Source organism: Vibrio sp. JC009, from assembly GCF_029016485.1.
Classification (GTDB): Bacteria; Pseudomonadota; Gammaproteobacteria; order Enterobacterales; family Vibrionaceae; genus Vibrio.
Window position 1 is genome coordinate 1,780,935 of record NZ_CP092106.1, and the last position, 13,542, is coordinate 1,794,476.

Annotated in this window: 10 protein-coding genes; all 10 read right to left on the bottom strand. The window is 43.1% G+C overall.

What is annotated here, in order from left to right; all coding sequences use genetic code 11:
• Positions 1-4 precede the first annotated feature (4 nt).
• Positions 5-1,846, bottom strand: a complete 1,842-nt coding sequence (locus tag L3Q72_RS08130; protein WP_275129455.1) for an acyltransferase family protein — start codon at positions 1,844-1,846, stop codon at positions 5-7.
• Positions 1,847-2,013: 167 nt separating this feature from the next.
• On the bottom strand, positions 2,014-3,300 hold the full coding sequence (locus L3Q72_RS08135) for an O-antigen ligase family protein (protein ID WP_275129456.1): 1,287 nt from the start codon (positions 3,298-3,300) through the stop codon (positions 2,014-2,016).
• A gap of 288 nt (positions 3,301-3,588) precedes the next feature.
• A complete protein-coding gene (locus L3Q72_RS08140) occupies positions 3,589-5,157 on the bottom strand; it encodes a hypothetical protein (RefSeq protein WP_275129457.1) in 1,569 nt (522 codons plus the stop codon).
• A gap of 114 nt (positions 5,158-5,271) precedes the next feature.
• A complete protein-coding gene (locus L3Q72_RS08145) occupies positions 5,272-5,691 on the bottom strand; it encodes a VanZ family protein (RefSeq protein ID WP_275129458.1) in 420 nt (139 codons plus the stop codon).
• A gap of 343 nt (positions 5,692-6,034) precedes the next feature.
• Positions 6,035-7,057 carry an IS110 family transposase gene (locus tag L3Q72_RS08150; RefSeq protein WP_275129409.1) on the bottom strand — a complete coding sequence of 341 codons (1,023 nt, stop codon included), beginning with the start codon at positions 7,055-7,057 and terminating at the stop codon, positions 6,035-6,037.
• Between the two features lie 133 nt (positions 7,058-7,190).
• On the bottom strand, positions 7,191-7,907 hold the full coding sequence (locus L3Q72_RS08155) for a hypothetical protein (protein ID WP_275129459.1): 717 nt from the start codon (positions 7,905-7,907) through the stop codon (positions 7,191-7,193).
• Positions 7,908-8,006: 99 nt separating this feature from the next.
• On the bottom strand, positions 8,007-9,173 hold the full coding sequence (locus L3Q72_RS08160; RefSeq protein ID WP_275129460.1) for an acyltransferase: 1,167 nt from the start codon (positions 9,171-9,173) through the stop codon (positions 8,007-8,009).
• Between the two features lie 73 nt (positions 9,174-9,246).
• Positions 9,247-10,635, bottom strand: a complete 1,389-nt coding sequence (locus L3Q72_RS08165; RefSeq protein WP_275129461.1) for a phosphomannomutase CpsG — start codon at positions 10,633-10,635, stop codon at positions 9,247-9,249.
• Positions 10,628-12,106: a mannose-1-phosphate guanylyltransferase/mannose-6-phosphate isomerase gene (locus L3Q72_RS08170; RefSeq protein WP_275129462.1), complete on the bottom strand. Its 1,479-nt coding sequence runs from the start codon at positions 12,104-12,106 to the stop codon at positions 10,628-10,630. The genes L3Q72_RS08165 and L3Q72_RS08170 overlap by 8 nt, the downstream gene beginning before the upstream one ends.
• A complete protein-coding gene (gene cysN / locus L3Q72_RS08175) occupies positions 12,106-13,515 on the bottom strand; it encodes a sulfate adenylyltransferase subunit CysN (protein WP_275129463.1) in 1,410 nt (469 codons plus the stop codon). The genes L3Q72_RS08170 and cysN overlap by 1 nt, the downstream gene beginning before the upstream one ends.
• Positions 13,516-13,542 lie beyond the last annotated feature (27 nt).

Sequence of the window (13,542 nt, forward strand, 5' to 3'; positions counted from 1 at the left end):
AATATCACCTAAATATATCGTTTTTCTTTTGATATTGTGAATAGAGCCAGTCTCCACCATACACTGACAAATGGTCATTATCTGAGAAATATAGCTTACCCTTTTCCTCTATAGTTTTTGGGTGTTTAACATATGTATAAGGATCAAAAAACTCAACACCACTTAATGTCGTTACTTTTTCTACAACCTTGTTGTAATCAGGGTATTGATCCGAATAATACTCATCAACTATGCAGTTCAAACCAAGTCGACTACAGTTCTGTAATTTGGTTGGAGAAAATTTTAGCAATGGGGGCTGAGCCATAACAATAACTCTGTTGTTGTTACTTTTTACACCTCTAATAATTTTTTGCAAATCATTATCGAAACCAGTTTTTTTATACAAAGCATCCCACCTGTATGAAATAACTATAATATCCGCACTGTCTTTAACTTTATTAAAACTATCCTGAATATGTTTACATTTAGAAGAAACAGGCATTAATCCGCATCCCCCAGAAGCATATAATTGAACTTCGTACCCATGATCATTTGCAAGCAATGATACATATTCGAAATAATGCTCGGCATGACTATTACCGAATAAGAAAATACTTTTTTTACTACCTATATTGCCACCTTTACATCCCTCATTAACTAAAGAAGGGCATTTCTCCTTATCAATGTGATTATATTGCTTTTTAGCAAGGATATTATTGATATCTAATCTAGTCGGATACCCATTACTTAAATAAACAAAACTAGATAGCCCCCCCATTATTAGGGAAGGAAGTATAAAATAAAAGAGTGCAACTTTTTTCCCTTTTAGAGAGTTTCGTCGAAGCGGTCTTTCTATTAAAAAGTAAGATGCCACACTTAATATAAATGTAAGTAGAACAATACTAAATTGAGATATAACAGGAATATCAAGTATTTTTACTTTTAAGTTATATAAATAACGATAGTATGCCATTATAGGCCAATGATATAAATACAACGAGTAAGAAACCAATCCAATAGAAACCATTACACGGTTCGATAACCACTTGTTAACCAAAGTGTTATGACTATTTATTATTATTACGACACATACGCAGAGCAATAGTGATAATAAACCAGGAGTTGTATATGTTTCATTTATCGTAATTAGCATTAATCCGATAATAACCAGAGACAACACAGAAATAAAACTTGAAGTTATAGGTTTTATTTTATTATCTTGAGCTAAAACTGCTAAAACCGACCCTATCAATAACTCGCCCATTCTGGTAAATATCAAGTAAAAGCTAATTGATTGAAACTTATCATTACCCGATAGAACCTCTGCCAACAGAAAACTCATGAGAGCTATAGCAAATAGGAAAACTGTCTTTCTAGAATTAAAAAACTTAATTAAAACAAATAATGTTAAAGGAAATATAAAATAATACTGTTCTTCAACAGACAAAGACCATGTGTGTAAAAGTGGCCATTCAGAAGATTCACCGGAAAAATAATCACCTATTCGTAAGGAGTACTGAACGTTGGATATAAATAGAAGCACACTGATAATTGAAACCCCCACTTTATAATACTCATAAGGTAGCATTACAAAATAACCCACAATCATTACCATTAGAAGAACCGAAAAGAGTGGAGGTAATATTCTCTTAGCACGTCGAGTATAGAAGTTGGATAATGAAAATCTGTTTTCTATAAACTCTCTATATATAATCCCTGTAATTAAATATCCAGAAATGACAAAAAATATATCTACGCCTAGATAACCACCAGAAAGGTATGACTCATCTAGGTGAAATATAATAACAGATATTACAGCAACCGCACGCAAACCATCTATATCTGGACGATATTTAAACTTACCCACACATCCCTCTCTTTTTATGTAAACTATTGTTTTCTGGCTCGTACAGGGCAAGATTACGAAGCCCCTTTTCCTTACCGACGGTAATCTTTGATGATGCTGAAATGCATAAATGGTTTGACTAGTTCACTCATAGTTACCTCCGATTTCCTTATCGGTTCTACTGAGATTTATTGCTGCAAGGCTCGCTTAGAACCAGCCTGCAAATTCACCGAACACCCGGCCAGCACCAGAACCAATATAAATGTCACTGCATTCGCCGGTGGCTGCAGGTTAAAGTCCACTGAAATATGTATCAGCATGCCGATAATCGCCATAAAGCAGCCCAGCGCAGTTCCCTTTAGAGTTTTACTGTTTCTGCTGCGGATCGCTTTAAAGCTTAACCACAGCGCAAAAAGCACAGAAAGCCCTAATAGCAGCGTTGCCGGAATTCCAGTTTCAACCGCAAACTGAACATATTCATTATGAGCAAAGTCATAATAACCGATATTACGTTTAGTATAGGAGGGAAAAGTGGAATAAAAGCTTCCCAGACCAGTGCCTGTATAAGGGTAATCCTGAATAATCTCCATACTCCAGTTAACCACCTCATCACGGGTTTCCTGAGTCATGGAAGTATGCTCTAAACGCTCTTTTACTTTACCCAGCCCAAATACGGTGCCCACAATAAAGGTATCAATGGCAAGCAGAGAGATAATTAATACCGTTAATGCTCTTGGCCGGTTTTTATAAAACAGCAGCGCGACAATACCGCCAATCACGGTCACCGAGAAAAACGCGGTATTGCCCATTCTTGAGCGCGTCATAACCAGTGCAATCACCATTATCACCAGGCATAAACGCACAATCATTTTCGGGGAAAGCAGCGCCTCTGACCAGCGCGTAATCCGCACACGCCAGTTACCTGAAGCACTCTGGTGCAGGTCGGCAACAATTAGCCCTGTACCTAAACAAAGCGACATCATCATATAATTGGCAAGGTGGTTATGATAAACAAAAGAGCCGCTAGCCCGCGGCCCTTGTCGCATTCCGAACACCCAGCTTTCCGTGGTTCCGGTAAGTATCATCAAGGCGGCATAAAACGCCTGGAAAGTGCCACTGATCACCACAAACAGCAGTACTTTTCTAACCCTGTCGACACTGTTAATCAGCACAACCGCATTAAAAGCAAAAAGCGTATAAGCCAGCCCTTTTAACAACCCGGTAAGGGTCGCGTACCTGTCCAGCGACAGCGTCATAGACTCCAGCGCAAGCGAGCTATAGATCTCAAACGCCTTCGGAGACATAAACTGAACAACACTATGTGGTAACGGAACAAGCTGAAAAGCCGTCCATAACTGAAACAGCACTAAGGGAACCAACAACCAGGCAAACCGCTTAACCCTATGCCACGGGAAATCCCCCCTCAGGGTAAAAATAAGCGCAACGGTCTGCAGTGAAATCCAGATTTCGAACACAGACCAGGCCCAAACCCTGTGGCTAGCCAAAGGAATAGGCAACCAGATAATAAGAACAAGAAGACTATAAAAACAAAAACTCTCAGTGCGGGTCATGAATAAACCAAAAAGATAAGAAAAAAATGAAAATAAGGAAGCACAAAGGTTACATATAAATCAACAAGCACCGACTATCCCAACCCGTAACCTGCAACCTGCAACCTGCAACCTGCAACCCAAAAAACCTTCAAACAACAAAAAAGCCCAAACTGAAATTTGGACTTTCTAATCTAATAATTATTTTTAAAATTAACTAGCAGAAACCGGTGTTTCGTCAGTAACAGTAGACTCACCCGCCGCAGATGCTTCAGCAACCGCTGTCGGGTCAGCACCTTCACTGATTGCCGTTGTTACCGCTGCAGTAGTTACCTCATCAACAACCTCTTCTGAAGCCGCATCTACAACCGCTTCTACAACAGAAACAATTGCCTCTTCAGAAGCACTTTCTACCGCTGCTGTTGCTACATCCGATGCCACTTCATCCGATGCCGACTCAACCGCTGCCGCTGCCACTTCAGCAACCACTTCTTCTGAAGCCGACTCTATCGCTGCTGTTGTTACTTCTGCTGCAACTTCATCTGATGCTGCCTCAACCGCCGCTGCCGTTACTTCTGCCGCAACCTCGTCTGATACAGATTCAACTGCCGCTGCCGTTACTTCCGCTGCCAGCTCATCAGATACCGACTCAACCGCAGCTGCTGTCACTTCCGCCGCCACTTCGTCTGACGCAGATTCAACCGCTGCCGCCGTTACTTCCGCCGCAACTTCATCTGATGCAGCCTCAACCGCAGCTGCCGTTACTTCTGCCGCAACTTCATCTGATACCGATTCAACTGCTGCTGCCGTTACTTCCGCTGCTAACTCATCGGATACAGATTCAACCGCTGCCGTTGTTACGGCCGCTACCACTTCATCCGACGCAGACTCAACCGCTGCTGCCGTTACCTCGGCCGCTACTTCATCTGATGCCGCCTCTACCGCTGCCGCTGTGACTTCTGCTGCCACTTCATCTGAAACAGATTCAACTGCCGCTGCCGTTACTTCCGCTGCTAACTCATCGGATACAGATTCTACTGCTGCAATCGTTACTGCCACAGCCGCTTCTGGTGCTTTTTCAATCGCTGCCGCCGTTACTGCCGCTGCCGCTTCCGGTGCTTTCTCTACCGCTGCCGCCGTTACTGCCGCCGCCGCTTCCGGTGCTTTCTCTACCGCTGCCGCCGTTACTGCCGCCGCCGCTTCCGGTGCTTTCTCTACCGCTGCCGCCGTTACTGCCGCCGCCGCTTCCGGTGCTTTCTCTACCGCTGCCGCCGTTACTGCCGCCGCCGCTTCCGGTGCTTTCTCTACCGCTGCCGCCGTTACTGCCGCCGCCGCTTCCGGTGCTTTCTCTACCGCTGCCGCCGTTACTGCCGCTGCCGCTTCCGGTGCTTTTTCTACCGCTGCCGCCGTTACTGCCGCCGCCGCTTCCGGTGCTTTCTCTACCGCTGCCGCCGTTACTGCCGCAGCTTGCGCTGGCGCAGCCTCTACAGCGGCGGCTGTTACTGCTACCGCTGCTGTTGGAGCAGCTTCTACTACTGCTGATGTTACTACCGCAGCTGCTTCAGGCGCAGCTGCCACTGCAACCCTGGTAATATCCGCTGCAATTTCTGGATTAGCAGAAGCCAGCTGAGCCAAACGAGCCGCTTGCTCTTCAATTGTTAGCCCGCCAGATAAAACCGCATCGATTTCCGCCTGCTGTGCCGCAGTGATCGCAGCGTACGTTGGCGCTGAAAGTATCGCTAAAGCTGCAACAATGCTTAGTGATAATTTTTTAACTTTCATGTATAAATTCCTTAACTCTTATTTACGATCACTGAGAACGTCAAACTAATAAACTAAGTTGTGAAACGAGCTCACAAACGAAATAATATCCAATAATAAGCAACTCTCAACATATTAAATGAAAAACCTCCCTATTTTCTCCTTTATGATACTGAGAGAAAAGTAAATAAACGTCCCTGCGATAATACCAGCGACATTAATAGACAAATCAACCAGTGAGTAATGCCTGGCTGGTAGAAAATACTGCAACAGCTCATCGGTAATAACCAAAGCTAAAAGCACAAGCGTTGGTAAGCCAACTGTTTTAAACATAAATCTTCGAGCTTGCGGCAAAGTACACCAGGCTGCCAAAAAGCTAAGTGAGGTAGCAATAGCCAAATGTAAAAACTGATGCCCCCCAACAAAGTGCTCAGCAAAGTGAATCTGCTTAAGAAATACCCCCGAGCTCTTAGACAAAGAGGCACCACCACAAATTAAAGTTCCCAAAAGAAAAACAGGAAACCGATACCGATAAAAAAACACCAACGCTTCCATCACTCGCACATATAACCAAAGTTCACCTTAGCATGCCCTCGCGATCACAAGACCCTCGTTCCCACGCTCCCGCGTGGGAACGTATATGGACTCCCCCTGTAACACAAGTGGTTTAAGATAATAAGAGTTTATGCAAGTGCACGTATATTCGGTTTCATCATGGGGCGCTACCCCGAACCTTTATGGCTAAATCCACTAACAAGGCTTCTAATCGCAGTCCAGGCATTTATTGCCTCATTCCCACACAGAGTTTGCCTTGTGTGCTGTGCTAACACTTTATCTTAATTACTTGCTATTACGCTGGTTTGTCGTTTGCTCCAAATTCAGCTTTACCTTATTTCAGTTAAGCTAACTTAAGCTGGTAAGGCTGTTTTGATTTCAATATGGCACACGCCATCCTGACTATCTTATTCGCTAGAGCAATAACGACTTTATTCACATGGTTTCTCTCTAACAGAGAGCGTATCCACTGACTAAGTGGATCAGTTTTATCTTTGACATGACTAACTACAGCTCGGGCACCATGAACGACAAGAGCTCTGAGATAACGATCTCCTCGCTTAGTAATGCCAAGGTTGATATTTCTACCTCCACTTCCTGTATGAGCAGGCACTAATCCAATGCTTGCGCTTGCATCCCTACCACACTTATAAGCCGATGCATTTCCTAACCTGGCATACAAAGCACTGCCTGAAATCCATGAAATACCCGGTAACGAGGCTAAAAGCTTACAATCTTCATTTTGTTTTGCCTGATTGGTAAGAGCTTGAGTGGCATCATCAATTTGGGTATCAAGCGCGAGCAACTGTTCTTTAAGATTATTTAGAATAAACCGAGCAGCATGGGTTAATTCATTTTCAGCATTTTCCAACTCAAACGGTAGCTGTTTTCTGAGCGAATTGATTCCTATGGGAAATTTGATGCCATATTCCATCGCAAGCCCCCGGATACGGTTAGCAAGCTGTGTTCGTTGCTTAATATAACCTTCCCGCAGTCTTAGTAAGCAGGCAAGATCTTGCTGTTCAACAGTTTTAACCGGAACGAAATGAATATCTGTCCGCTGACTGGCTTCATAAATAGCCAAAGCATCATTGGGATCATTTTTATTTCCCGAGCGATACTTAGCGGCGATCTGAGCAGGCACGAGTAAGACTTGATGTCCTGCCTGCTGGAACTTTCGACCCCAATAATGAGCCGTTGCACAAGCTTCCATACAAATAACAGCTTTGGGGTGCTTAGCCACCATTGAAATTAACTTTGATTGAGATACTTTTTGATTAGATGAAAGCTTTCCGTGCTTATTAATTATCGCAACTTGAATAACAGTCTTAGCAAGGTCGATAGAAATAGTGATATTCTTGTTCATGGCATGGGCTCCTTTTTAGTTGACACTCTTACCTTAGCCGATATTTTCGACGAAGGTGAGGGAGTCCATGCCATTGCATACCAAACTCAAAAAATTCTCAAAAAATAACGCTCGCCTGATCAAACTAAAAAAACTACTGACAAACCCGAGGCTCTTTCCCACTAAAAATCAAAATCTGACAAACCCGCTCTTTATAAGAAGAACCATTAAGCAACTCAACCAACTCTCCCCGACTAAACCCCCAATTAAAGCCATACTGCTGAGGATTTAAAACATACCGAACACCCTTAGCCCGGTCCTTAGCGGAAACCTTATCCCAGTAACCAAAATAAAAATCAATCCCGGCCCTGGCTGTTGCTTTCTCATAAGGCCCAAACTGCTCAGCAAGATATAACTGCGAAAGCGCCTCCTGCAAAGCATCACCCTTTGCATTAAACGAATAAGCCTGCTGAACATAAGTCTTAAAAGAGAGAGGACGAGCCTTAGCAGCCTCTTGAGTCAGCCCCAGTCCCTGACTCACAAACGAATCAGGTACTTCACTGCTTTCACCGGAATAACTGTTTACCAGTTCAACATAAGCAGAATAAGTCAAATACTCAGGATTATACTGATTCCAGGCCAGCATATTGTCCTTAAGCATATTTAAACGCTCCAAGATACTCAGCTTTTTATCCGATACCGCCTGATCATCACTATTGGCATATTTTGCCCGGTATTTACTATAAACCTCGATCTGATTATCCAAACCTATCTTATACAGCGACCCCACAGCAAACTGACTTGCAACAAAAATTGTTGCAAGTGAAACCAACCCAATAACCGCTAAACTGACTTTTGAACCCTTTGTCATTAATTATTTACAACCTTATTTATGAAGAAGCGAATAGAACAAACAGCTCTTCTACTTTTTCCTGAACCAAAACACTGTCCCCTTCATATTTAGAAGTTTCTAAGTTCTCGCTACCAATTTTTTAAACCCTTGTGTTAAACACGAACTGAGTGGTGCAGAAAAGAGAAATCTAATATTGAGCTTTTTTATTAACCAAAGAGCGCACAAAGGAGCACTGACACCAACGATACATCCAAGAGTAATATGGATATAATAGGAGTCAACATTAAATACTTTTCCTAATATTACTCTAATACCACTTCCGGCTAGAATATGCATCAAGTAAATCACCATTGAAGATGAACCAATGTAAGCAAGAAGTTTAGCATTTTTTAAACTGAGGTAGGTCGACACTGAGACCACGAAAAATATTGAAACAATCGCCAAAAATAACGTTTCGACTCCTTTATCCACATACCTTAAGGACAATATACTGTGGAAATACCATTGAGATAATATAAAGACAATTCCAGAACAAATCAAGAATTTAGGTGTGGAAACATAATTAACTTTAATATGTATGGTGAATAGTACACCTAAAGCAAAAAAAACCATGCTACCCATAAACTGTTTAACAACACCAATATTACCTATATGTGGCGCAGAAAAATAGAAAAAAATTGATATCGCTGAGAGAACTATTACTGCACTAATTTTTGAGAGCGAACTATAAACAAATGAAAAAAAGATAAAAGTAAATAACAGCACATACAAAAACCAAAACTGTGCTCGTGGTGCCCATAAAAACTCAAGCACTTGTGTAATAGACACTTCACCATTCGTATAGGTAGACAAAATAACTTCTATAGTTCCTTGAATAATTGACCAAATAACGTAAGGATAGAAAATTGTATCGATCTTGTTGAGCACTAAGTTCTTTATTCCTCTATTAATGAATGAGTTATAAAAAAATAACCCTGATAGAAAAAAAAATAAAGGCATATGAAAACTATAAACGATACTGTCTGCTAACTCATAGAACTCCGTAGGTATCTCAATACCTGCGTTATGAAGCCCTCTAGACACATGTCCAAATACAACTAAGATAATTCCGATTGCCTTTGCGTAATCGACCCAGTGCTCTCTTCTTTCCATTGTTATACTCATTTTGTAAATCCAACAAAGAACAAATGATTCAAATTCAAAGCTGTAGGCATAAGAAATACCAGTTACAGCAACAATCCCATAATCCGCAGAAAACTCGGGAGTTTTTCTGACTGAAAACACGTTCTGGTTTGTTTCGGTATTTCACTGATACTGTGGTCGTACAAAGTAAAATACTAAATATGATTAGGTAATACTAAGCATTTAACAAGCTAGATATTTCCCTAATCTTCTCTTCAATCAGATTACGGTTTCCCTCAGACTCAATATTTAAACGCACAACCGGCTCAGTATTTGAAGATCTAAGATTAAAACGCCATGCAGAACCGGAACCTTTAAACGCCATACCGATTCCGTCAATATCTTCAATAGAGTCAGCCTTAGGCGCATAGTAATCCTGCACTCTTTGCAGTGCCCTCTTCGGCTCTTCCAGCTTGAAATTTATTTCACTGGACGCCGGATAAGCCGCGATCATCTCATCAACCATAGAAGAGAGCTTTATACCTTTAACCGAAATAAGCTCGGCAATCAGCAGCCATGGGATCATACCCGAGTCACAATAGGCAAAGTCACGGAAATAGTGATGGGCACTCATTTCACCACCGTATACCGCATCCACTTCACGCATTTTTTCTTTAATAATGGCATGACCAGACTTGCTCATCACAGGTGTGCCACCCAGTTCTTTAATTACCTGCTCTGTATTCCAGTAAGCACGCGGATCAAAAATAATTTTCTGGTTTGCATCCTGCTGCAAAAAAGCCTGCGCAAGCAGACCGACAATATAGTAACCCTCTATAAAGCGGCCATTTTCATCAAACAGGAAACAGCGGTCAAAATCGCCATCCCAGGCGATACCAAAATCTGCTTTATGCTTAAGCACAGCTTCAGAGGTTGAAGCACGGTTTTCAGGTAAAAGTGGATTTGGAATACCATTTGGGAAGGTGCCATCCGGCTGATGATGCACCTTAATAAACTCGACCGGCACATTCAGCGCATTAAAACGTTTTTCTATTTCATCAACAACCGGCCCTGCTGCGCCATTTCCGGCATTTACCACCAGTTTAAGCGGTTTAATATTGGCCGGGGCGATATAGCTTAGAATATGCTCAATATAAGCTGGGCGGTTGTCTGTGTTAAACAATGAGCCTTTTACCTCAACCGGTTCAAACTCACCGCTTTCCGCAATAGCCTGAATCTCATTTAGGCCGCTGGTCTTTCCGATTGGAGCCGCACCTTTACCAACGGGTTTCATACCGTTGTAATCAATCGGATTATGGCTGGCAGTCACTTCAATGCCACCATCCACATCCATGGCAAAGGCCGCGTAATAGATCTCTTCCGTGCCTGTCATGCCAAGGTCAACAACATCTACCCCCGCATCCATGAGGCCGTTTGCCAGCGAAGCCTTTAAGGATTCAGAAGTTAAACGCGCATCCCCGCCCAGGGCTACCTTCTCTGGCCTGCAGTACTGACCGTAAGCCCGGCCAATACGATAAGCGATATCTTCGTTTAGCTGCGAACCCAGTTTGCCGCGAATATCGTAGGCTTTAAAGCAGCTAAGCGCCAGTTTAGCCTTATTCATTGATAGCCTCTTTCGCGCTTTGAGTAGCAACAAGCATACTTTCTGATGTTAGCAGCGTTTGCTCTGAGTCCACATAACCATCGCGGCTGATACGCACAATATCGTCTTCAGCTAAATAGCTACCTGAGCGCACCTCTATGATTTCCAGAGGTACTTTACCCGGATTCTCTATGGCGTGCTCCATATTGATCGGAATATAGGTAGACTCGTTTTCACTTAAAATCAGCTCTTTATCGCCACGAATGATTCTGGCGGTACCGGATACCACCACCCAGTGCTCGGCTCTGTGATAGTGTTTTTGAATCGCGGTTCTTTCACCGGGTTTGATCGTGACCTGCTTAACCTCAAAACGTTCACCATTTGCGATTGCGTCGTAAGAGCCCCACGGCCTGAAAACTTCCCGGTGCTTAAGGTACTCTTCTCTGCCATTCTGTTTAAGGTGGTTAACGATGTTTTTTACACCCTGAACTTTGTCTTTATGTGCAACCAATACGGCATCTTTTGTTTCGATAACAATCAGATCGTCCACACCCACAGTGGAAACCAGTTTACTCTGAGAATAGACATAGCTGTTCCGGGTATCTTCTGCGATAACATCGCCACGGGTTGCATTGCCCTTTGCATCTTTATCGTTAACTTCCCAGATAGCAGACCAGCTGCCCACATCGTTCCAGTGTGCATCCATCGGTACTACAATCGCATTCTGAGTGGGTTCCATTACCGCATAGTCGATAGACTCATCCGGGCAATTTGCAAACACATCTTTATCCAGCCGGATAAAATCCAGATCAGGATAACTGCTTAAATGCGCTTCCTTACATGCCGCCAGAATATCCGGACGGTGCGCTTCCAACTCAGCTAAAAATGCAGAAGCCTTAAACAAAAACAGGCCACTGTTCCAGTAATACTCACCACTGGCAAGATACTCCTGCGCTTTTTCCTGATTTGGTTTTTCTACAAAGGAATCGACTTTAAAGCTGTTTTCACCGCTTACTTCGCCCTGACGAATATAACCGTAACCCGTTTCAGGCGCGGTAGGCACAATACCAAAGGTAACCAAATTACCTTTCCTTGCCTCAGGCACTGCCGCCTCTACCGATGCCACAAAAGCAGCCTCATTTTTAATCACATGATCCGCTGCAAGCACCAGGAGTAACGGATCATCCCCATTCTGAACAGCCTGAAGCGCAGCCAGTGCAACCGCTGGCGCGGTATTCCGGCCAACCGGCTCTAAGATAATACCGCTATGTTTAAATTCAGCTTTTCTTAACTGCTCTGCCACAATGAATCTGTGTTCGTCGTTACAGATAAAAAGTGGGGCTTTATGTTCAAGGCCGGCTAAGCGGGAAACAGTATCCTGAAGCATCGTATTCTCGCTTGCTAATGAGAGAAACTGCTTGGGAAAATGAGTTCGGGAAAGCGGCCATAGGCGAGTGCCAGAGCCGCCTGCCATAATTACTGGCAAAATCATTAGATTTCCGTACAGCCCCATTCAGGATAATGCTTTCTGATATAAGCATTCAGATCACGATCAGCCTGAGAGTAAGTACGTTTATCTTCAACAGACTCACCATTAATCAGATCAACCATACCCGCACCAACAGTTACGTTAGTATGGCGGTCGATAATAATAAACGAACCCGTACCCGAAAGTTGCTGATACTTATCCATCGCAACCTTATCGGTTAACGAAATAGTTGCGTGAGCAATCTCATTCAGTTCAACCGTCTCACTGCCCTGCGCACCACGCTCAAGCGTATTAACATCAACTTTGTAATCGATATTATCCAGCTTACCAAAACAAGTTTTAGTCGCGAACTTAAACGCATACTCTTTATAAGAACGAGCTGGTGTTTCACCCATCCACACAATATGAGCAGCAAGCTTGTTAGAGACTTTAGGTTCAAACCCTTTATGAACGATCATATCTCCACGAGAGATATCGATTTCATCTTCAAGAGTAAGAGTGATTGCCTGGCCCGGTTGCGCCGATGCTAAATCACCATCGTAGGTATAAATAGACTTAACCTTTGAGCTCTTGCCAGAAGGCAGTGCGGTGATCTCATCACCTACCTGAACAATACCTGAAGACAGAGTACCGCAGAATCCACGGAAATCCAGATTCGGACGGTTAACATACTGAACAGGGAAACGCATATGCTCAAGATTCACATCCTGGTTAATCTTCACCGTTTCCAGCAATTTCATTAGCGTTGCACCCGGATACCAGTCCATATTCTGGCTGGCAGTTACCACATTATCACCCTTAAGTGCTGAAATAGGCACAAAACGCAGATCTTTAAAGTTAAAGTTTTCCGCCATTTCACGGTAGTCCGCTTTAATCTTCTGATAAACCTCCTGGCTGTAGTCCATCAGGTCCATCTTGTTGATAGCAACAATAATGTGCTTAATACCCAGCAGGCTACAAATATAGCTGTGACGACGGGTCTGAGTCTGAATACCGTTACGGGCATCAACCATTACAATGGCTAAATCACAGGTAGAAGCTCCGGTTACCATATTACGGGTGTACTGCTCGTGCCCCGGAGTATCGGCAATAATAAACTTACGCTTATCGGTAGAGAAATAACGGTAAGCAACATCAATGGTAATACCCTGTTCGCGTTCAGACTGTAAACCATCTACCAAAAGCGCCAAATCAAACGCATCGTCTGTGGTATTAAATTTTTGAGAATCGCGCTCAATAGCCGCCATCTGATCTTCATAAATCAACTTGCTATCGTATAGCAGACGACCAATAAGTGTAGATTTACCATCGTCCACGTTGCCGCAGGTCAGAAAGCGCAGCAGGTCTTTATTTTCATGAACGTTCAGATAAGCTTCAATATCCGTAGCGATTAGCTCTGATGAATGTGACATTTTTTATATCCTGTTATAGAAAGAGCA

Bases quoted from the DNA above. Each gene is read 5' to 3' on its own strand.
- L3Q72_RS08165 (WP_275129461.1), bottom strand. From the start codon at position 10,635: ATGAATAAGGCTAAACTGGCGCTTAGCTGCTTTAAAGCCTACGATATT.
- L3Q72_RS08170 (WP_275129462.1), bottom strand. From the start codon at position 12,106: ATGATTTTGCCAGTAATTATGGCAGGCGGCTCTGGCACTCGCCTATGG.
- L3Q72_RS08155 (WP_275129459.1), bottom strand. From the start codon at position 7,907: ATGACAAAGGGTTCAAAAGTCAGTTTAGCGGTTATTGGGTTGGTTTCA.
- L3Q72_RS08140 (WP_275129457.1), bottom strand. From the start codon at position 5,157: ATGAAAGTTAAAAAATTATCACTAAGCATTGTTGCAGCTTTAGCGATA.
- L3Q72_RS08150 (WP_275129409.1), bottom strand. From the start codon at position 7,057: ATGAACAAGAATATCACTATTTCTATCGACCTTGCTAAGACTGTTATT.
- L3Q72_RS08145 (WP_275129458.1), bottom strand. From the start codon at position 5,691: ATGGAAGCGTTGGTGTTTTTTTATCGGTATCGGTTTCCTGTTTTTCTT.
- cysN (WP_275129463.1), bottom strand. From the start codon at position 13,515: ATGTCACATTCATCAGAGCTAATCGCTACGGATATTGAAGCTTATCTG.